The sequence below is a fragment of the Sphingomonas taxi genome (genome assembly GCF_000764535.1).
GTDB lineage: Bacteria > Pseudomonadota > Alphaproteobacteria > Sphingomonadales > Sphingomonadaceae > Sphingomonas > Sphingomonas taxi.
Genome location: NZ_CP009571.1, coordinates 3,617,826 through 3,636,531, shown reverse-complemented (window position 1 = coordinate 3,636,531; position 18,706 = coordinate 3,617,826). Strand labels below are relative to the sequence as shown.

General features: G+C 68.5%; 22 protein-coding genes. 5 read left to right on the top strand and 17 right to left on the bottom strand.

Annotated features, from left to right (window positions below; all coding sequences use genetic code 11):
- Positions 1-13: 13 nt before the first annotated feature.
- The 5 genes from MC45_RS16630 to MC45_RS16610 all read right to left on the bottom strand — a co-directional run bounded on the left by MC45_RS16630 (position 14) and on the right by MC45_RS16610 (position 4,380).
- Positions 14-526: a flavin reductase family protein gene (locus MC45_RS16630; RefSeq protein ID WP_342666996.1), complete on the bottom strand. Its 513-nt coding sequence runs from the start codon at positions 524-526 to the stop codon at positions 14-16.
- 151 nt (positions 527-677) lie between these two features.
- Positions 678-1,538: an intradiol ring-cleavage dioxygenase gene (locus MC45_RS16625; RefSeq protein WP_245640759.1), complete on the bottom strand. Its 861-nt coding sequence runs from the start codon at positions 1,536-1,538 to the stop codon at positions 678-680.
- A 1-nt stretch (position 1,539) separates the two neighbouring features.
- Positions 1,540-1,719 (bottom strand): hypothetical protein, encoded by a 180-nt coding sequence (locus MC45_RS16620; protein WP_038665563.1) that lies wholly within the window; start codon positions 1,717-1,719, stop codon positions 1,540-1,542.
- Positions 1,720-1,743: 24 nt separating this feature from the next.
- Positions 1,744-3,003, bottom strand: a complete 1,260-nt coding sequence (locus tag MC45_RS16615; protein ID WP_281177499.1) for an MFS transporter — start codon at positions 3,001-3,003, stop codon at positions 1,744-1,746.
- 48 nt (positions 3,004-3,051) lie between these two features.
- Complete coding sequence (locus tag MC45_RS16610; protein WP_245640757.1) at positions 3,052-4,380, bottom strand: acyl-CoA dehydrogenase family protein; 1,329 nt, start codon at positions 4,378-4,380, stop codon at positions 3,052-3,054.
- Positions 4,381-4,561: 181 nt separating this feature from the next.
- On the opposite strand from MC45_RS16610, the gene MC45_RS16605 reads away from it, so the two are divergent.
- Positions 4,562-5,125, top strand: a complete 564-nt coding sequence (locus MC45_RS16605; protein WP_038665558.1) for a carboxymuconolactone decarboxylase family protein — start codon at positions 4,562-4,564, stop codon at positions 5,123-5,125.
- Here MC45_RS16605 and MC45_RS16600 read toward each other — a convergent pair whose 3' ends face one another.
- The 6 genes from MC45_RS16600 to MC45_RS16575 all read right to left on the bottom strand — a co-directional run bounded on the left by MC45_RS16600 (position 5,126) and on the right by MC45_RS16575 (position 9,679).
- Positions 5,126-5,758: an NADPH-dependent F420 reductase gene (locus MC45_RS16600; protein ID WP_038665556.1), complete on the bottom strand. Its 633-nt coding sequence runs from the start codon at positions 5,756-5,758 to the stop codon at positions 5,126-5,128.
- Positions 5,759-5,854: 96 nt separating this feature from the next.
- Positions 5,855-6,673, bottom strand: coding sequence for a helix-turn-helix domain-containing protein (locus MC45_RS18650; RefSeq protein WP_052075726.1), 819 nt, complete (start codon positions 6,671-6,673; stop codon positions 5,855-5,857).
- Between the two features lie 174 nt (positions 6,674-6,847).
- Positions 6,848-7,276 carry an SRPBCC family protein gene (locus MC45_RS16590; protein WP_038665553.1) on the bottom strand — a complete coding sequence of 143 codons (429 nt, stop codon included), beginning with the start codon at positions 7,274-7,276 and terminating at the stop codon, positions 6,848-6,850.
- A gap of 24 nt (positions 7,277-7,300) precedes the next feature.
- Positions 7,301-7,756, bottom strand: a complete 456-nt coding sequence (locus MC45_RS16585; RefSeq protein ID WP_245640756.1) for a Zn-ribbon domain-containing OB-fold protein — start codon at positions 7,754-7,756, stop codon at positions 7,301-7,303.
- Positions 7,753-8,904, bottom strand: a complete 1,152-nt coding sequence (locus tag MC45_RS16580; protein ID WP_038665546.1) for a thiolase domain-containing protein — start codon at positions 8,902-8,904, stop codon at positions 7,753-7,755. Before MC45_RS16580 ends, MC45_RS16585 begins: the two co-directional genes overlap by 4 nt.
- Positions 8,905-8,926: 22 nt before the next feature.
- Positions 8,927-9,679, bottom strand: a complete 753-nt coding sequence (locus MC45_RS16575) for a maleate cis-trans isomerase family protein (RefSeq protein ID WP_245640755.1) — start codon at positions 9,677-9,679, stop codon at positions 8,927-8,929.
- Positions 9,680-9,836: 157 nt separating this feature from the next.
- Between MC45_RS16575 and MC45_RS16570 the strand changes: the two genes are divergently transcribed.
- From MC45_RS16570 to MC45_RS16555, 4 genes are all read left to right on the top strand, one after another.
- The gene (locus tag MC45_RS16570) at positions 9,837-10,607 is read left to right on the top strand and encodes a helix-turn-helix domain-containing protein (RefSeq protein ID WP_038665543.1); all 771 of its coding nucleotides are present in this window, start codon (positions 9,837-9,839) and stop codon (positions 10,605-10,607) included.
- A 135-nt stretch (positions 10,608-10,742) separates the two neighbouring features.
- On the top strand, positions 10,743-11,264 hold the full coding sequence (locus tag MC45_RS16565; RefSeq protein WP_038665540.1) for a VOC family protein: 522 nt from the start codon (positions 10,743-10,745) through the stop codon (positions 11,262-11,264).
- Positions 11,265-11,290: 26 nt separating this feature from the next.
- A complete protein-coding gene (gene mhpA, locus MC45_RS16560; protein WP_052075725.1) occupies positions 11,291-12,766 on the top strand; it encodes a bifunctional 3-(3-hydroxy-phenyl)propionate/3-hydroxycinnamic acid hydroxylase MhpA in 1,476 nt (491 codons plus the stop codon).
- Positions 12,767-12,774: 8 nt separating this feature from the next.
- Positions 12,775-13,659: an SMP-30/gluconolactonase/LRE family protein gene (locus MC45_RS16555; protein WP_038665537.1), complete on the top strand. Its 885-nt coding sequence runs from the start codon at positions 12,775-12,777 to the stop codon at positions 13,657-13,659.
- Positions 13,660-13,682: 23 nt separating this feature from the next.
- On the opposite strand, the gene MC45_RS16550 is transcribed toward MC45_RS16555, so the two are convergent.
- The 6 genes from MC45_RS16550 to MC45_RS16525 form a co-directional block, all read right to left on the bottom strand.
- Positions 13,683-14,438, bottom strand: a complete 756-nt coding sequence (locus MC45_RS16550) for a fumarylacetoacetate hydrolase family protein (RefSeq protein WP_342666995.1) — start codon at positions 14,436-14,438, stop codon at positions 13,683-13,685.
- Positions 14,439-14,536: 98 nt separating this feature from the next.
- Positions 14,537-15,109: a carboxymuconolactone decarboxylase family protein gene (locus MC45_RS16545; RefSeq protein ID WP_038665533.1), complete on the bottom strand. Its 573-nt coding sequence runs from the start codon at positions 15,107-15,109 to the stop codon at positions 14,537-14,539.
- Between the two features lie 2 nt (positions 15,110-15,111).
- Positions 15,112-15,939 carry an SDR family NAD(P)-dependent oxidoreductase gene (locus tag MC45_RS16540; protein WP_038665530.1) on the bottom strand — a complete coding sequence of 276 codons (828 nt, stop codon included), beginning with the start codon at positions 15,937-15,939 and terminating at the stop codon, positions 15,112-15,114.
- On the bottom strand, positions 15,936-16,661 hold the full coding sequence (locus MC45_RS16535) for a dienelactone hydrolase family protein (protein WP_052075724.1): 726 nt from the start codon (positions 16,659-16,661) through the stop codon (positions 15,936-15,938). Before MC45_RS16535 ends, MC45_RS16540 begins: the two co-directional genes overlap by 4 nt.
- Before the next feature lie 2 nt (positions 16,662-16,663).
- Positions 16,664-17,440, bottom strand: coding sequence for a carboxymuconolactone decarboxylase family protein (locus MC45_RS16530; RefSeq protein ID WP_245640754.1), 777 nt, complete (start codon positions 17,438-17,440; stop codon positions 16,664-16,666).
- Positions 17,441-17,443: 3 nt separating this feature from the next.
- Positions 17,444-18,664, bottom strand: coding sequence for an acyl-CoA dehydrogenase family protein (locus tag MC45_RS16525; RefSeq protein WP_038665525.1), 1,221 nt, complete (start codon positions 18,662-18,664; stop codon positions 17,444-17,446).
- Positions 18,665-18,706: the final 42 nt, after the last annotated feature.

Sequence of the window (18,706 nt, the reverse complement as noted above, 5' to 3'; positions counted from 1 at the left end):
TCGGCCGGCGATGTCATGCGCCGACCGCGTCGATCGCCCGGACGTTGTGATATCCGCCGCGCAGGAAGATCAGCGGATCGCCCGCATCCGCGCAACTGAGATCGTCGACCGCGCCGACGACCAGATAATGGTCGCCGAGTTCGAACACCGATTCGACCCGGCAGTCGATCCAGGCGAGCGCGCCGTCGATCAGCGGCAATCCCGCCGGACTCGACCCGTGCGACAGGTCGGCGAACTTGTTTTCCATCTTCGACGCGAAGCGGCGGCAGATGTCGAGCTGATCCGCCCCCAGCACGTTGACGCAGAAGCGTCCGCTGTCGGCGATGCTGCGCCAGCTGGACGACGTCTTGCCGGGAAAGAAGCCGACGAGCGGCGGATCGAGCGAGATCGAGGTGAACGACCCGACCGCGAGGCCGAACCGCGTGTCGTCCTTCGCCGAGGTGATCACGCACACGCCGGTCGGATAGGCGCCCAGGACCTTCCGAAAACTCGCCGGATCGATCATCGCTACGGTCGAGGCGGACATCATGCTCTCCTGTACGTCGGAAATCGCGTCTGGACCGATGTCGAGATCGCCCGCCGATCGTCTGGACCCGGGTTATCGCTTGTTCCCGGGCGATCACAATTTCCCCGCCGCCGATGTCCGCCACGTGTCCCCGCCGCCCGCGGGCGGCCGTTCATTCCGGTGCGAGCACGACGTCCGCACGTAGTTCGTGCCAGGGTCCGGTCCGCATGCCGCCGTCAGGTCCCGGCCCGGCGGGATGGACGACGATCGGCCGGATCAGCGACGGCTTGACGCCGAACACCACGTCCGAATCAAGATAGGGATCGCCGGCAGCGAACAGATGCGTCACCAGCTTGCGATAGCCCGGCGCGCTGACCATGAAATGGACGTGCTCGGGCCGGTAGGGGTGGCGCCCCTGCAGCTTCAGCAGGTCGCCGACCGGGCCGTCGTCGGGGATTGGATAGGCGGTCGGCCGAACCGTCCACAGGCTGAACCCGCCATCCGCCGTGCTCCGGAAGCGGCCGCGCGCGGCGAGCCCCGGACGGTCGTGTTGCTTCTGCACGTCGTAGAAGCCTTCCGCATCGGCGTGCCAGATGTCGATCGTCGCGTCCGCGATCGGCGATCCGTCGGCGGCACGGACGACGCCCGAGATGAACAGCGACGCGCCCGCCAGATCGCCGCGCATGTCGGCGCCCGACGGGAAGCTGGGCGGCGGCACATAGAATGGGCCGAACACCGTCGTCTCGGTCGCCTCGGCCGGCAGTCGGTTGTTGATCGCATCGACGATCATCGACACGCCGAGCACGTCGGACAGCAGGATATATTCCTGTCGACTGTCGCTGCACATCTGGCCCGTCCGGGTCAGGAAGGCGATCCCCGCCATCCATTCCTGCTCGGTCGGCGCGACCTCGCGCACGAAGGCGTGGAGATGGCGGATGAGCGCCTCGCTGACCTGCCGCGCGCGCGGCGATGCCGCGCCCTCGACGCTGCGCAGCGCGCGGGCGGTGATCGCGTCCATGGCATCGTCGCTCACGTCAGTCGATCCCTCTGCCGGGCGTATCCGTCCCGGTGGGCCGGTCGCGCGGCACGACGCCCATGCCGTCGTTCGAATGTTTGGCCGACAGGATCATCCCGAACAGCACGAACCGCGACTGGATGCGCGAGTGCCGGCCGTCATGTGCCCGTATCGTCGGAGACTGGTCGCGCCAGAACATAGGCCTGCCTTCATGCAAGAGGGGTCATACCGGTTGCCGCTGTCGGGGCCGTGCCGGCGGAGCGGGCGTGTCCGCCAGCCGGTCGACCCGGCGCAGCGGTGCGAACAGGCGCGCGATCGCCGCGGTGGCCGCGATCGTCGCACCACCGCCGAGCAGGATCGCCGGCACCAGCCCGAACCAATAAGCGGTCACTCCCGATTCGAACGCGCCGATCTGGTTCGAGCTGCTGATGAAAAGGCCGTTGACCGCCCCCACCCGGCCGCGCAGCTCGGGCGGCGTGCGCAATTGCACCAGCGCGCTGCGGATATGGATGCTGATCATGTCTGCCGCGCCGATCCCGCACAACAAAGCGCAGGCCGGGACGAGGCTCTGCGTCAGCCCGAAGCCGCAGGTCAGCGCCCCGAACAGCAGCGTCGTCGCGACCAGCACGCGCCCGGCATGGCGTTCGACCGGATGGCGCGCGAGCCACAATCCGGTCAGCACCGCACCGACCGCCGGTGCCGCGCGCAGGATGCCGAGCTCCGCCGCACCGACGTGCAGTACGTCCTTGGCGAACACCGGCAGCAGCGCGGTGGCACCGCCGAGCAGCACGGCAACCATGTCGAGCAGCATCGCCCCGCCCAGCACCCGGTCGCGGCGGATGATCGAGAAACCGGCGAAGGCTGCCCGGAGATCGAGCGCCGGGGCAGTCGCGCTGCGGACGATGGCGGGGATGGTCCCGGCCGCGACGATTCCGAGCAGGAACAGGCCGCAGGCGACGGCGTAATCGGCCGCCGGCGACAGCGCATAGAGCATGCCGCCGAGGATCGGCCCGGCGAGCGTCCCCATCTTGGCGATCGACGTCGTCCAGGCGACGGCGCGCGCGACATGGCGATCGGGCACGACGCTGGGCAGCAGGGCGGTGTTGACGGGATGGTCGAACGCCCGCGTCGCCCCGGTCGCCAGCGCCGCGGCGAAGAGCAGCGCCGTCAGGCCGTCCTTGGACAATCCCGGCACCAGCAGCATCGCGGCGGCGAGCGCGTTCACCGACTGGACGCCGATCGCGACCCGCGCGGGGGCGAACCGGTCGACGAGCTGTCCCGCCGGAATGGCCAGCGCGAAACCCGGCAGGAACTGCACCAGTCCGACCAGCCCGAGGTCGAGCGCCGAGCCGCTCGCCTCGTACAGCCGCAGCGTCACCGCGAACGCCAGCACCTGCCCCCCCAGCGTTGAACATGCACGCAACAGCCAGACCTTCAGGAAGGGGCCGCGCCACGGGGAAAAGGAAGGCGAGCGTGCGTGCATCATGATCCCGGAACGGTGAGGAGGATCGTTCGCGGGGTCAGACGGCGGTCAACGCGCGACCGGTGCGGCACCGGGCGGGGGAGCGCCGACCGGCGCACCGTCCGGACGCGGGCCGCCGGGAGCCGCGCTGTCCGGCGCGATCCGCTCCGCGACCGTCCGGCGGGCCAGCATCACCGCGGTCCGCTCGTAGGCAAGGCCGGGATTGGTCCGCGCCATCGATATGTCGCGGAAGTAGCGCTGCAACCGGTTGCCGTCCTTCGCCGAGGTGCTCGTCCCGGCGGCGGTGTACAACAGATCGATCGCTTCCCCGGCCATGCGTGCGGCCTGCTGCAAACCGGCCTGGATCCGCATGTCGTCGATCTCCGCATAAGCGGCGGCGTCCTCGACGCCGGCCGCACAATAATCGAGGTAGGATTGCGCACCCGAGATGACCGCATTGCGCGCCGCCTCCAGCAGGCCGGCAGCGAGGCCATAGGGCCGCAGCAGGTCGTCAACGCCGCTGCCCGGCGCGCCCGGAGGACCCGCCGGCCCCTCGGCCTTCTTCTTCAGGATCAGCTCGAACTCGTCGAGCGCGGCGAACCCGATGCCGACCAGGATCGAGGTGATCTCGGTCTGGAAAAAGCCGAACATGCGCCCGGAATACATCGCGTTGCCGTGCAGGTGGTAACCGACGGTGCCGCCATCGATGTTGATCGAGAAGAAGTTCTGGCGACTGACCAGCGCATCGGGGACCAGCGCATCCTCGACCCGGATGCTGTTCGACCCGCTGCCGCGCAACCCGATGAAACCGCGCCAATTGTCGAGCATCGCCCATTGTTCGCGCGGGACGGTCACCGTGCCGAACATCGGCGGGCCGACCGGCGCGCCGCCCAGCGGGATCAGCCGCACGCCGAACATCGCATGGCTGCTGTGCGGCGAACCGGAGCAATAATCCCACTGGCCGTTGACGACCCAGCCTTCGGGCGTTTCGGTCGCGGTGCCGCTCGGCACGCCGCGGGCCGATGCGGCGAAATGACCGTCGGCGCCGAACAGAATGTCCTGCCCCGCCTTCGAATAGAGCGCGGCGGCATTGAGCGCATGCGCCGAGGCGAGGCAAAAGCCCCAGCCGGTGCTGGGGCAGCCGCGGGCGATCTCCATCACCACGCGGGCGAACACGGTGAGGTCGAATTCGTAACCGCCATACATCCGGGGCTGGAGGATGCGGTACAGGCCGGCATCGCGGAATCGCTGATGCATCTCGTCCGAATAGGTCCCGCGGGCTTCGACATTGGCCTGGTCGGCCAGCAGGAGCGGGCGAAGCGCGCTGGCGCGCCGGACGATCTCCGCCGACGTAAGGTCAGGCTCGGGCTGCGGCAGGCCGGCAGCGGCCGAGGACACGTCTTTCAGGAGAGTTGCCACGGGATACCCACTTCTAGATGACAGATGCAGCGTGTGTGGATCGACCGGCACCGGCCGGCAACGCGACACCGTCGCCCGTCCGCTCCGCGTACCTCGTTTGGCTTCCCTCGCCGGCGGCCCGAGCGCATGGACATGGCGATACCAAGCGGGAGGGACGGCCATGCGCGACGAGACGACACCACGGATCGCGGCGGTCGATCCGGAGGCGATGACGCCGGCGCAGCGCGACGCCGCGGCCGTCGTCGCCGCGGGACCACGCGGGTCGGTGCGCGGGCCGTTCGCGGTCCTGCTGAACAGTCCGGGGGCGTTTGCGGCGGCACAGGGGCTCGGCGCCTATCTGCGCTTCGAAAGCCCGATCCCGGCCAATCTGCGCGAACTGGCGATCCTGGCGACCGCGCGCCACTGGCGACAGGATTACGAATGGACCGTCCATGCCGCGCTGGCCGCGACGGCGGGCGTCAGCGCCAGCGCGATCGCGACGCTGGCGGCGGGGACGGACGTGGCCGGACTGACGCCAGAGGAAGCGATGGTGCTGGAATTCTGCCGCCAATTGCATCGGTCGGGCAGCGTCGACGACACCATCTATGCGCCGGTCGCCCACCTGCTCGGCGCGGCGGGGGTGATCGATCTGTGTTCGGTATGCGGCTATTATGCGTTGCTGGCGATGGTGATGAATGTCGCGCGCAACCCGCTGCCCGCGACACCCTCACCCTTCGCCGGTTGATCAGGCGGGCGTCTTTGCGGACGCCGCCTCCTCGACCGTGAACAGCTTCATCTTGTTGGTCAGCGGACCGCCCATCGCGATCTGCTTGCCACCCTGATCGATCGGGCCGAGATCGACCGGCTCGGCACCGAGGTCGCGGATCAGTGCGGCGACCGCGGCATTGGCCTCGGCATCGCTACCGGCCAGGAACAGGACCTTGGCATCGTCCTGCGGCGGCAATGCCTTGTCGAACAGGAAGATCGGCTCATGGTTGAAGGCCTTGACCAGACGTGCGCCCGGAACGTGGTCCGCGACGATATCGCTCGACAGCGCGCCGCCGATATCGATCACGTCCAACGGCGTCGGCCCCAGGCGATTGTTGGTCGCGTCGATCACGATCCGGCCCTGCCACGACAGGCCGTCGGTCGCCGCGGCCAGCTGGGGCCAGCGGATCGCCAGCAGCACGATATCGGCCTGTGCGAGCATGTCCGCCGGAGTCGCCGCGACGACGTCGCCATCGATACCGTCGACCAGCGCCTTCAGCGTATCCGGTCCGCGCGAATTCGACAGGATCACCCGCCAGCCGGCCTTGCCGGCTTTGGGCGCCAGCATCTGTGCAAGACGGCCTGCACCTAGAAAACCGAGAGTCTTCACCGAACATATCCTTTGCGTGAGGGTCGGCGACGACCTGTCCATCCGGGGCGCCGGCCAGCAATGGCCACGCCCCGGCCGTCCGGCTGGTGTACGGCGTCAGGCGGCGAGCCGCGCCCAGCCCGGTCCGCCGTCCGGACCGGGGGCGGCGGCGGGGATCAAGTCGCGCAGGCTTTCCTCCACCCGGTCGCGCGCCGCCATGAGCGGTCCGCCGAGCTGGTCGCGCGCCTCGTCGAACGTCAGTTCGGCGGCATGCCAGACGACGTTCATGCAGGCGACGACGTCGCCGCCGACGCGGACCGGCACCGCCATGCTCGCGCACCGGCGATGCGCGAGATCGTGGCAGATGACGAAGCCGTCACGCCGTCCGTCGCCAAGCGCGCGTTCGATCGTCGCCCGGTCCGCGAACGCATCGTCCGCCGTGGCGGTGGCATAGAGATCGTCGAGTATCGCGTCGCGCGCCGCATCGCCGCAATGGCTCAGATAGGCGAGGCCGAGCGGGCTGACGAGCATCGGCCGCGATTGCCCGATCATGCCGATATCGGCGGACATCGAGCTGATCCGGTGCGTCGATTCGACGATCAGCATGGCATGGTCCTGCGGCACGGCGATGTCCGAAGGCCAGACGACCTGCGAGGTCAGCGCGTGCATCGCCGGCCATGCCGCGTGGCGGATGAGGCCGAACTGGTCGCGCGACTGCGCGAGCTCGCGCACCTTCGGCGACACGCGGAATTCGCGCGAGAACGGCCCCTGATAGATCAGGGTGAGCTCGCCGAGCGTTTCGAGGATGCGGTGAACGGTAGGGCGCGGCAGATCGAGGCTGCGGCAGATGTCGCTGGGATGCGCACCATCGACGGTGTTCAAATAGCGCAAGACCTCGATGCCACGCGAGAGTGACCGGATATGCTTGTATGTCATAACCTCTCCAGGTTCTTTTATGGCGGAGAGACTAGCATGGCGACGGGCGGGCCACAAACGCCGGGGAACCCGCCGTCATCCGCACAAGTGGCTTATGTCGTTGTATTAACTCGATAAGATCGATGTACACGGACCGGACGATCGGTCATTCGTCCGATCCGTGTCGCAGCGATGTCAGGCCGTGCCGAACTTGTCGGCGAGCCCCTTGAGCGCGCCGGCGATATCGCCGCCGATGCCCTTCTCGGCCATCTCCTTCATGGCATCGGGGATCTCGACCGCGATGCTGTAGTCGACCTGCGAGCTCTCGCCCGCCGCGTTGACCTTGAACGTCGCGAGGAACCCCTCGAGGCGCGGCACGCCGGGCGGCAGGATCTGGTCGGGCACCATTTCATAGGCGAGGATGCGCTGGTCGTCGTCCAGCGTCGCGATGCGATCGAGCACGGTGTTGCCGCGCGCCATCTTGACGACGCGCTCGCCATCCTTCTCGCCCTTTTCGGTGGAGACGATGTGCGGCTGCCATTCCTCGAAATTGTAGAAATCGCGGACGTAGGTCCACACCGTATCGGCCGGCGCCGCGAGCTTGATCGACTGGGATATCTTCACGTCACTTCTCCTTTGGGGATTCGTTCAATCGTGGACTGCCGCGGCCCGGGCCGGCGCCATCGGCGCGAACCGGGGCAGCGATGCCTCGTCGCCCGCGTCGTGGAACACGACCTGCACCCGCTGCCCGATCGCGACGTCGGCAGGGTCGATGTCGACGATATTGGTCAGCACCCTCGGCCCCTCGTCGAGGTCGACAAGGGCGAGAACGAAACTGCCGGCTTCGCGATAGGCGCCCTCGCCGCGATGGACGTGGCTGTGGCTGTAGACGGTGGCGAGGCCCGACGCCTCGCGCCAATCGACGTGCATCGACCCGCAGGCGCTGCAGAACGCCTTGGGATACCAGATCGCCACGCCGCATCCGGTGCAGAACGGCAGGACCAGACGGCCCGCCTTCGCCGCCGACCAGAACGGCCGGGTCTCGGGCGAGACATAGGGCGCCGGCGTCGGCAGGCCGGCGCGTGTCGTTGGATCGGCCATCATGCGTCCTCCCGTCCGAGTATCAGCGAGACGCTGGCTTGCCGCGACATGCCGCCGCCGGTGCCGTGCGCGATCGCCAGTTCGCAGTCGCGCACCTGCGTTTCGGCATGGGCCTCGCCGCGCAGCTGCCGCACCGCCTCGACGATCTTGACCATACCGCCCTGATAGCCGGGATGGTTGTTGCACAGCCCGCCGCCGTCGGTGTTGACGGGAATGGCACCGTCGCGGCGCAGCGCGCCGCTGGCGACGAACGCACCGCCCTCCCCCTTCTTGCAGAAGCCGAGGTCTTCCAGCGTCATGATGACGGTGATCGTGAAGGAATCGTAGATCGACGCATAATCGATGTCGGCCAGCGCGACGCCCGCCTCGGCCAAGGCGCTCGGCCCCGATATCGTCGCGCCGGTACTGGTGAAGTCGATGGCGCCGCGACCGCCATGCCGGATCGCCTCGCCATGGCCAAGGACCGTCACCGAGCGGCGTTGGAGGCTGCGCGCGATCTCTGGCGCGACGACGACGATCGCGCCACCGCCATCCGTGACGACGCAGCAGTCGAGCCGGTGCAGCGGGTCGGCGATCATCGGCGAATGGACGACGTCGTCGACCGTGACCAGCTTCCTGAGCAGCGCAGCGGGATTGTGTTGCGCATATTCCGAGGCGGTGACCTTGGCGGCGGCGAGCTGCGCCGCGGTCGTGCCATAGTCGTGCATGTGGCGCCGCGCGGCGAGCGCATAGATGCCCGCATTGGTCTCGCCATATACCGTCTCGAACGGAAATTCCGGTGTGTCGGCGGTATGTTTGTTGCCGCGGATGACGCCGCGCACCTTGGCGCCCTGGGTGATGAGCGCGACGCGGCATTTGCCCGCCGCGATCGCCGCCGCCGCATGGCCGACGTGCGACAGATAGGACGAGCCGCCGACGAACGTCGCATCGACATAGCGCGGCGCCAGGCCGAGATATTCGGTCAGCGAGACGCCGCCGAAGCCCAGTTGCCCGGTCGAGAAATAGCCGTCGACATCGCGGATCGACAGCCCGGCATCGGCCAGCGCGCCGATCGCGCATTCGGCATGGATCTGCTGCACCGAATGATCGGGCAGATCGCGTCCGGGATGTTCGAAGACCCCGGCGATATGGGCCTTGCCGCGAATGCTCATCGAAACTCCTCCAGGGGGCGGGTCATGCGGCGAGCCGGCCGAGCGACGGCAGCGGATCGCGGACGCCCGCCTCGCGCAGGCACCACCAGATCATCGCCTGGTTGCTGGTCATCACCGGCATGCCGAGGTCGCGTTCGAGGTCGGCGATGATGCCGAAGACGCGGATCGCGGTGCAGCTGAGGAAGCACAGGTCCGCGCCGCTGCCGGCCTGGTCCATCGCCTGCCGATACCATTCGCCGGGCTCGACCGAGGACATCGCGCGCCCCTCCTTCAACCCCATGCCGGAGGCGTGGACGACCTCGACGCCGCAATGCCGGAGGAACGCCACCTCGCGCTCGACGACCGGCGCGATATAGGGCGAGATCATCATGACGCGGCGCGCTCCCAGCGCCCTGATCGCCGCGACGATGCCATCGGCGGTGCTGATCGCCGGGCGTCCGGCGACCGCCTCCATGCGCAATCGCAACGCTTCTCCCATCTCCGGGTCGAACGTCGAGACCGCGGTGCAGTTGAACAGCAGCCGATCGATCCCGGCGTCGCTCAGCAGGCCGACCGCCGCCTCGACGCCCTCGGTCATGCCGAGAAGGTCCTCGCGCGTGCTGCCCGCCAGCTTCAACCGCGTCGTGTTGAGCGAGACGCCGGAGGGCAGGATGCGCGTGATCTCGGGCTCGGCGACCGGATTGCTCGACGGCAGCAACATGCCCAGCCGCAGCCGCCAGCCGAAGCCCTTGCCGCGCGAGGGGTCCGAGGCCCGCGAGGGGTCCAAGTTGGTCACGTCGCCCCTCCAATCGAGCCCGTCGTGCCGTGGTCCGACACCTGTCCCCCGCTGTGCTGGCGCGCGTGCGGCAACGCCAATGCCTCCGCGGCAACGTCCGCCTGGTGTATCCCGGTTTCGTCTGGTCTCGGCTCGGGCGGAGGCTTACATCCACGTGATGAACGAGAATATCCGCGCCCTGTTCAGGGGGATAAGCGCGCTGCGCATCGTCAGCGACACCGGCGGCACGACCTGCCAGCAGATCGCCAACGAACTCGGCCTGTCGCGTCCCACCGTCTACCGCATTCTCGAAACGCTGGTCGCCAGCGGTCTGGTCTCCGTCGACGGGGACAAGGTCTATCACCCGACCTTCGCGGTGCGCGCGCTGGAGAATGGCCTCACCGATCGCGCCTGGGCGCTGTGGACCGCGACGCCGACGCTGGCCGAGTTGCAGAAGGAAGTCGTCTGGACGTGCGAGATCGCGACGTTCGAGGATTATGCGATGGTCCGTCGCGACTCGATGCACCTCGAAAACCCGTTCCGCATCGACGTGCGCAATTTCGACGATCGACCGCGTTCGATGCTGACGAGCGCGCTGGGACGGGCCTATCTGGCGTTCGCGCCCGACCAGGAGACGGACCTGATCCTGCGCCATATCGAGCGGTTCGGCGATCCGGTCGATCCGGAGGCACGGGTGGGGACGCAGACGCGCGCGCAGCTCGCGACGGTGCGCGAGAAGGGCTATGCGCTCGAACAGCGGCTGGCCTATCCGCACGTCACCTCGATCGCCGCCCCCGTCCGCTTCCGCGGTCGCGTGCTCGCCTGTATCGACGTCGCCTGGATCTCGCGCGCGATCAAGGTGCAGGAGGGGATCGACCAGTTCGTCCCCGCATTGATGCGCGCGCAGACCGAGATCGAACGCAATCTCGAACGCGACGCGCGCGACTGACGCCGCCGGATGGCCGCGGTTCACCCCGCGGACGCCATCCCGATGCGGATTTACGCCGCCCTCCCCGCCCGCCTAGCTCGCCGCGATCAGACGCACGTGCCGAGGGCATCTGCGCGCATCCGGAGGGTAGACGTCATGGAAGTTGGCCACGTCGGGCTTTACGTCAGCGATTTCGACCGCATGCTGACCTTCTACCGGAAGATCTTCGGTTTCGCGGTGACGGACGAGGCGCGCAGCGACAGCCGTTCGATCGCGTTCCTGACCGCCGACCCCACGTCGCACCACCAGCTCGTGCTCGTCACCGGGCGGCCCGACAGCGACCAGCATCTGATGAACCAGCTATCGTTCCGTCTGCAGACGCTCGCCGAATTGCAGCGCGTGTACAAGAAGCTGGTCGACGAGGGTGTGCCGAACCTCGAACCGCTGACCCACGGCATCGCCTGGTCGGTGTATTTCCCCGATCCCGACGGCAATCGCGTCGAGGCCTATGTCGACACGCCCTGGTACATCACCCAGCCGCATCGCACGACGATCGACCTCGCCGCGCCCGAAGACGAGATCGTCGCGCAGACGGAGGCGATGTGTCGCAAGGCACCCGGCTTCACGCCGATGCGGCAATGGAGCGCCGACGTCGCGCGCGACATCGCGACGCTCTGACGCCCTCGGATCGCCGCGGGGCAACGATGAACGCAATCTACGACGTCGCCGTCATCGGGTGTGGCCCGGTCGGCGCAACGCTGGCCAATCTGCTCGAGCGGCAAGGCCGGCGGGTGGTCCTGGTGGACCAGTTCGCCGAGGCCTATCCCCTGCCGCGCGCCACGCATATCGACGGCGAGGCTTTGCGCATCCTGCAGACCGCGGGCGCCGCCGACGCGCTGTCGCCGCATCTCGGCATCTATCGCCGCATGCGGTTCGAGGATGCCGATGGCGCAATGCTGATCGACTGGCCGCGCCCGGTCGAGCCGGGGATCCATGGCTGGCGCGACAGCAATCGCTTTCACCAGCCCGATCTCGAAGCCGCACTGCGCGCGCGTGCCGCGACCGTGGCGGGCATCGACCTGCGGCTCGGCTGGACGGTCACCGGCATCGCCCAGGATGACGACGGCGTCACGCTCACCACGTCCGCCCCCGATGGCGCGCTCGCGCCTATCCGGGCACGCTATGCGGTCGGCTGCGACGGCGCCCGGTCGCGCGTGCGACAGGCGATCGGGGCGGAAACCCGGACGCTCGCCCCGTCCGAACGATGGCTCGTCGCCGACCTCATTCTCCGCCCGGATGCCCCCGATCTTCCCGAAGGCACGGTGCAATATTGCGATCCCGCCCGCCCCTTCACCTATATCGAGGCAGTGGGTCGACGCCGGCGCTGGGAGGTCATGCTGCTGCCCGGCGACGACCCCGCGGACTTCGCCCGGCCGGAAAACGTGCATGCGCTGCTGGGCCGCTGGCTCGCGCCCGACGATGCCGAGCTGGAGCGCGCGGTGGTCTATACCTTCAATTCCGTCATCGCATCGCGATGGCGCAGCGGCCGGCTGTTGATCGCCGGCGACGCCGCGCATCAAACGCCCCCCTTTCTCGGCCAGGGTCTGTGCGCCGGTCTGCGTGACGCCGCCAATCTGTCGTGGAAGCTGGCCTGGGTGATCGAGGGTCGCGCGACGCCGGCGCTGCTGGACACCTATCAGGCCGAACTCGCCCCCCACGTCACCCACTATATCGCCGAGGCCAACCGGATCGGCGCGATCATCCAGGAACGCGATCCCGATCGTGCCCGCGTGCGGGATGCGACGTTGCTGGCGCAACCGCAGGTGCTGGTGCCGATCCGACCGCGGCTCGGCGGCGACGCGGCGACGGCCGATCCGCTCGCCGGCACGCTCGCGCCCCAGCCGCGGCTGGGCGACGGCACATTGCTCGACGATGCCGCACCGTTGCGCTTCGTGCTGCTCGCGCGTCCCGACATCGTCGACACCGTCGATCCGGCGACGCGCGTCATCTGGTCGAGGGCGGACGTGGTGATCGTCACCGACGCGGCGCACGACTATCTCGCGACCATCGATGCCGCGGCGGTGCTGATCCGCCCGGACCATTATATTTTCGGCACGGCGCGCACTGCCGAGGCGCTCGACGCCCTGACGCGCACCATCCCGCTCGCCGGCGCCGGCTGACGCCGGCGATGCCTGCGCTGCTGAAACCCGCCGGCCGGATCGGGCGCGACCTGCGCCGGCCGGAATGCGTGCTCGTCGCCGCCGACGGCACGGTGTTCGTCTCCGACGCGCGCGGCGGCGTGACTCGGATCGACGCGATGGATCGCTGCACGCACCTTCCCTGTCCCGGCGGCGCCACCAACGGCGTGGCTCAACGGCGTGACGGCACGCTGATCCTCGCCGGCATCGACAGCGGCACGGTGCACGCCCTGCGACCCGACGGCAGCAGCATGCCGTTGATCGACCGGTTCGACGGCGAGCCGCTGGGCGCGGTGAACTTCCCCTATTGCGACCCGCGCGGCGATCTCTGGCTCACCGTCTCGACGCGAACCGTCCCGCGCTCGCGCGCGATCGATGCGCCGATCCCCGACGGCTATGTGTTGTCGCTGCGCGCCGACGGCCCGCGGCTGATGGCCCAAGGCCTGTGCTTCGCCAACGAGCTGCGCATCGATCCCCCGATGCGATGGGCCTATCTGGCCGAATCCGCGCGCGGCCGGGTCGTGCGGATGGCGATCGGCGCCGACGGCACGCTGGGCCCGGCCATGCCGTTCGGCCCCGACCCGCTGTTCGCGAACGCCATCGTCGACGGTCTCGCCTGGGACGTCGAGGGTGGGCTATGGGTGACGGAGGTCACGCGCAACGCCCTCTACCGGATCGCGCCGGACGGTATCGCGCAATGCCTGTACGAGGATCCGGACGCGTCGCTGCTGGATTTCCCGGCGAGCATCGCCTTCGGCGGGCCGAACCGCCGCACGCTCTACGTCGGATCGATCCGGATGGACCATGTCCTGCGCTTCCGCAGTCCGGTCGCCGGCGCGCCGATGTGGCACCATCGGCGAGACGGGCGACGCTGACCGCCGCCCGCCGTGCCGTTTGATCAGACGGCTTCCGCCCTGATCGGGTTGCTGAGGACGCCGACCTCGGTGATCTCGACCTCGACCACGTCGCCGTCCTTCATGAACAACTTGGGCTCCCGCCGAACCCCGACACCGCCCGGCGTGCCGGTGACGATGACGTCGCCCGCTTCCAGCGGGATGAAGGTGGAGCAATATTCGATCAGCTCGGGGATCTTGAAGATCATGTCGCTGCTCTTGGCATTCTGCACCTCCACCCCGTTCAGGCGGGTTTTCAGGTGCAGATCCTGATCGTCGGCGATCTCGCCGCGCGTCGTCATCCACGGGCCGAACGCGCCGGTCTTGTACCAGTTCTTGCCCGGCCCCCACTGCGGCGTATGGCGCTGCCATTCGCGGATGCTGCCGTCGTTATACGGCGCGTAACCGGCGATATGGTCCCAGCAATCCGCCTGCGAAATGCGCCGTCCGGGCTTGCCGATGATGACCGCGATCTCGCCTTCATAATCGTAGGTCCCGGATTCGGGCGGCGCGATCATCGGCTCGCCGTGACCGACCTGGCTGATCGGAAAGCGCGCGAACACCATTGGCTTGGCGCTCGGATCGCGACCGATCTCGTTGCGGTGCGTCTCGTAGTTCACGCCGATGCAGATGATCTTGGGCGGGTTCGGGATCACTGGCAAAAACTCGATGTCTGCCAGCGCGTGATCGCCGGTCGCGCCCGCGACGGCCCGGTCCAGTTCGCCCAGCGCGTCGGCCCTGAGCGCGTCGACGATGGTCACGAAGCGGCCCTCGAACCGGCGGCCGAGATCGACGACCTCGTCGCCGACCACCGCGCCGAAGCTTTCGCGCCCGTCGATCTTGAAGCTCAACAGTTTCATCAGGATTCCTTTGCTGAAATGGAGGGGGACGCCAGCGGGAAGCGGTCGAGATAGCGGACGTATTCGGGCTCGAGATCGATCTCGATCGCCGCCATGACCCGGACGAGGCCGTTATATTCCCCGATCGCGACGAGCAGATCGACGAGTTGATCGGTGGGCAGCGCCGCCGCCAACGTATCGAACAGCGGCTGGGGCAGGATCAGGTCGTCGGTCAGCGTTCGCGTCGCCGCCAGCACGGCCACCGCCAGCGGCTCCAGATGCGAGGTTTCCCCCGCGGTCTCGGTCGCGATCGCGCGGATATCGTCCTCGGTCACGCCGAACGACAGCGCGACGTCGACGTGATGCGCCCATTCGTAGGCGGAACGCGTCGAATAGCCGACCTGGAGGATCGCCAGTTCGCGCAATCGCGCGTCGAGCCCGCTGTCGTGGCGCAGGTACATGCCACGCCCCGCGACCAGCCGCGCGAGCTTCGGGCTGTGCGCGACGGCGCGCGTGATGTTCGACTTCATCCGCGGAATGTCCTGGAATTCCGGGGCGAGATCAGCGTTGTCGAGATAGCGGAGGCGCCCCATCGTCAGGCCGCCTCGGCCTGCGCCTGGCGCACGATCGAATAGGGATCGAGATTGGCCGAGGCGAAGTCGACGAGATCGCTGTGATAGCCTTCCTGCGAACAGGTGAGGAATTCGCCGCTGAGCAGCCCGTCGACGAACGTCTGCGCGGCATGGTCGGCGGTCGCGGGGCGGGCGCGCCGCGCCGGCACGCCGCGACGGAAATCGTCGAGGGTGGGCGCGCCGACACCCGCCGGCGGCGGTCCGCCGGGGCGGTCCGAGGTTGCGGTCAAGCCTGGACAAAAGACCGACAGCGTCACGCCCGTATCCTCGAGCGCATGCGCGAAGGCATAGCTCATCGCCAGCTGCGCGCCCTTGGAGGCGATATACGGCCCCATGAAGCGGGTCGGCGGATCGGGCAGCAGCGCGAGACCGGACGCGGTGTTGACGATCCGCCCCGTGCCGCGCGCGACCATATGCGGCAGGAAGGCGCGGATCATCCGGACATAGCCCAGGACGTTGACGTCCAGGGCGTCGCGCCACACCTCGATATCGGTGTCGGCGAGCGGCCCGGTCACCGGCGGCTTGGCCGCATTGTTGACCAGGACGTCGACACCGCCGCATTCGGCGAGCACGACGGCGCGCAGCGCGTCGACGTCGGCGTCGCTGCGCACGTCGCAGCGATAGCCGCGCGCATCGCCGGGCAGCGACGCGGCGGCCGCGACCGCGCCGTCGCCGTCCAGATCGACGATCACCAGACGCGCGCCGAGATCGGCCAGCTTGCGGGCGGTCGCGCGCCCGATCCCGGTCGCCGCGCCGGTGATCAGGATCGTCTGGCCATCGAAACTCGTCATTGCGTCGTCCTCACGTCGGCAGCGGTCATCTGGTCGTCGAGCAGATGCAGGAAGGATCGCCAGGATCGCCGGTCGGCGGCGGCGTCGTAGGCGAAGCCCGGCATGGTCGGTGCGTCGCGGTCGGTGAAGCCGTGGCCGACCCCGCCATAGACGCACAGCTGGTAATCGACCGGCACGCCGCGCACCGCGGCGCCGAATGCAGCAAGCTGGTCGGCCGGCACGAACGGATCGGCATCGCCGGTACAGACCAGCACGGACCGGCCGATCAGGCCGTCGACGCCGCGCGCGCTGGCGACCGAGCCGTGGAACGAGGTGACGCTGCCCGCCGCCGCGCCCGAGCGCGCCAGTTCGAGCGCGCACCAGCCGCCGAAACAATAGCCGGCGAGCGCGACGCGTCGATCGTCGACACCGCATCTCGCGACCAGCGCGGCGAGCGCCGCTTCCATGCGCGCGATCAGGGTCGCGGGATCGGCCTTCAGCGCCTCGACCCAGCGGCGGGCCTCGTCATGCCCTTCGGCCAGTCGCCCCCTGCCGTGCAGGTCCGCGCCCAGCGCGGCATAACCGGCCGCGGCGAGCGCGTCGACGCGCCGTCGCACATGGCCGCCGATGCCGGGCGCCTCGGGAAAGACCAGCACCGCGCCACGGATGTCGCGCGTCGCCGGTTCGGCATAATAGCCCCGGGCGGACACGCCGCCGCCGGTATAAGCGAAATCGCTTCCCATCGTCACGAATCCAGCCCGGTGAGATCGTTGATGATCGGCAGCGCGAAGACCATCGCATGGATGCCCATGCTGGAGATCAACCGCCCGACGTCGAGCACTTCCTCGACGCTCGCCCCGTGCGCGATCGCCGCGCGGGCGTGATGTCGCACCCCGGCCGCGTTCAGCTGCGTGCATTGCGCGTGGACCGCGAGCGAGATGAGATGCGCCTCCTTGGCCGACAGCCCCGCTTTGGCGCCGCGCACGGGGGCGGCGACGAAATTGAGCCAGTGCAGGTAGAAGTCCGGATCGACGCGAACCGCGACGTCGACATCGTCGAGAACCTCGCCGAACAGCGCGGCATGCGCGTCGAATGCCCGCTGGATCGCATGCGGATCCGCCTCCGTCCCCGCCTCGGGCACCAGATCGGTCACCGCCTGTGCGGTGAGCAGATAGGAGTGGATCCCCATTGCGCTCACGGTCGCCGCCACCGACAAAAGCTCGTCGCGGGTAACGCCCATCGCCAGCGCCTGACGCGCGTGATTGCGCAGGCCGCGATCGAACATATGCGTCGGCGTGCAATTGGTCGCGACGTACAGCAATTCGATGAACCGCGGCGTCAGCGCGCCGCGCTCCGCAGCATAGACCGAGAAATCGAGATAGGCGGCGACATAGGCCGGCGAATAGGCGAGCATCGCCTCCCAATCGTCATGCCAATGACCACGGCGACGGCGGAATTCGTCGCGCACGTGATCGGGGTCCGGCGTGGCGCCGCCGGCGGTCGGATCCGATGCGATGGCCACGGCTCAGAACGGCGTCAGCGGCGACAGGCCGAAGTGCAGGCGGGCGGCGTTCACCGCGGTGCGCGACCTCTGCTGGACAAAATGCGTCTTCTGCACGCTGGCGTCGCGATAGATGCGCGCCAACATCGAATCGCGCTGGCCGATGCTGGTTCCCGCGGTGGTGAAGATGATCTCCAGCGCATCCCAGGCCATCTTGCAGGCCTCCTGCGCGGCGGCGAACAGCCGGCGATCGGTTTCCTCGCTGAAGTCGCCACCGGTGACCGGATCGGCACTGCACGCCTCGACGTAGTGCTCGGTCACCTTGAGCAACAGCGCCTCGGCCGCGTCCAATTTGGCCTGGGCGTCGCCAAAATATTGCTGAAACTCATGGCTTTCGTACAGGAACACCTTCGGCGGGAAGCGCATCGTCTTGGTGCGACAGATATCCTCGTACAGATCGAGTGCGCCCTTGACGGTGCCGACGACGACCGCGCCCAGTTCGATGAGGAAGAACGAGCCCTTGCGGCCGTTGTACATCGGATTGGCGTGCGCGGCATTCTCGCCCCGCGCCAGCCACATCGCCATCGGCGCGGTGCGATAGCCAGGCACGAACACGTCCTTCACCACGACCTGCCGCGATCCGGTGCCCTGCATCCCCATCATGCGCCAATTGTCGACGATCGTATAGTCGGCGCGGTCGACCAGCATCAGGCGCGCGGTCATGCCGCCCTTGCCGTCGGGGATCAGGCCGCTGACCATCGCATGCGTCGATATGTCGCAGCCCGAAGTATAGTCCCACGCGCCGCTGACGCGGAAGCCGTCCTTCTCCGGCTTGACCGGCACCGGCGAGCCGACTGACGGACAGCGATAGTCGCCGTCGTCGCCATAGGCCTCTTCCTGCGCGCGCTCGTCGAAATCGGCGAGCATGATCGGATGGCCCGACACCAGCGCGAGCACCCAGCCGCTCGACGGGCAGCCGCGCGCGATCTCAATCATGACGCGGACATAGGTCGGCAGCCCGAATTCATAACCGCCGAAGCGGCGCGGCTGCACGATCCGGTAGAACCCCGCTCCCAGAAAGTCGCGATTGGTCTCCTCGAGCAGGCGACCCGCCGCCTCCGCCTGCGCCTGCCGCGCGCGCAGCGTCGGGATCATCGCATGCGCACGCGCGATCATGGCCTCGGGCGTCAGTTCGGGTTCGGGCGGCACGAGGGCGCGAAGCGCGGGTGCAATTGCGGTAGCCATGGAAAACCTCATCCTACTGCCCGAGTATGTGCTCGGTCGTTG

Coding starts and splice junctions, on each gene's coding strand:
- MC45_RS16630 (WP_342666996.1), bottom strand. CDS start 526: ATGTCCGCCTCGACCGTAGCGATGATCGATCCGGCGAGTTTTCGGAAG.
- MC45_RS16620 (WP_038665563.1), bottom strand. CDS start 1,719: ATGTTCTGGCGCGACCAGTCTCCGACGATACGGGCACATGACGGCCGG.
- MC45_RS16615 (WP_281177499.1), bottom strand. CDS start 3,003: ATGCACGCACGCTCGCCTTCCTTTTCCCCGTGGCGCGGCCCCTTCCTG.
- MC45_RS16605 (WP_038665558.1), top strand. CDS start 4,562: ATGCGCGACGAGACGACACCACGGATCGCGGCGGTCGATCCGGAGGCG.
- MC45_RS18650 (WP_052075726.1), bottom strand. CDS start 6,673: ATGACATACAAGCATATCCGGTCACTCTCGCGTGGCATCGAGGTCTTG.
- MC45_RS16585 (WP_245640756.1), bottom strand. CDS start 7,756: ATGATGGCCGATCCAACGACACGCGCCGGCCTGCCGACGCCGGCGCCC.
- MC45_RS16580 (WP_038665546.1), bottom strand. CDS start 8,904: ATGAGCATTCGCGGCAAGGCCCATATCGCCGGGGTCTTCGAACATCCC.
- MC45_RS16570 (WP_038665543.1), top strand. CDS start 9,837: ATGAACGAGAATATCCGCGCCCTGTTCAGGGGGATAAGCGCGCTGCGC.
- MC45_RS16565 (WP_038665540.1), top strand. CDS start 10,743: ATGGAAGTTGGCCACGTCGGGCTTTACGTCAGCGATTTCGACCGCATG.
- mhpA (WP_052075725.1), top strand. CDS start 11,291: ATGAACGCAATCTACGACGTCGCCGTCATCGGGTGTGGCCCGGTCGGC.
- MC45_RS16555 (WP_038665537.1), top strand. CDS start 12,775: ATGCCTGCGCTGCTGAAACCCGCCGGCCGGATCGGGCGCGACCTGCGC.
- MC45_RS16545 (WP_038665533.1), bottom strand. CDS start 15,109: ATGGGGCGCCTCCGCTATCTCGACAACGCTGATCTCGCCCCGGAATTC.
- MC45_RS16540 (WP_038665530.1), bottom strand. CDS start 15,939: ATGACGAGTTTCGATGGCCAGACGATCCTGATCACCGGCGCGGCGACC.
- MC45_RS16535 (WP_052075724.1), bottom strand. CDS start 16,661: ATGGGAAGCGATTTCGCTTATACCGGCGGCGGCGTGTCCGCCCGGGGC.
- MC45_RS16525 (WP_038665525.1), bottom strand. CDS start 18,664: ATGGCTACCGCAATTGCACCCGCGCTTCGCGCCCTCGTGCCGCCCGAA.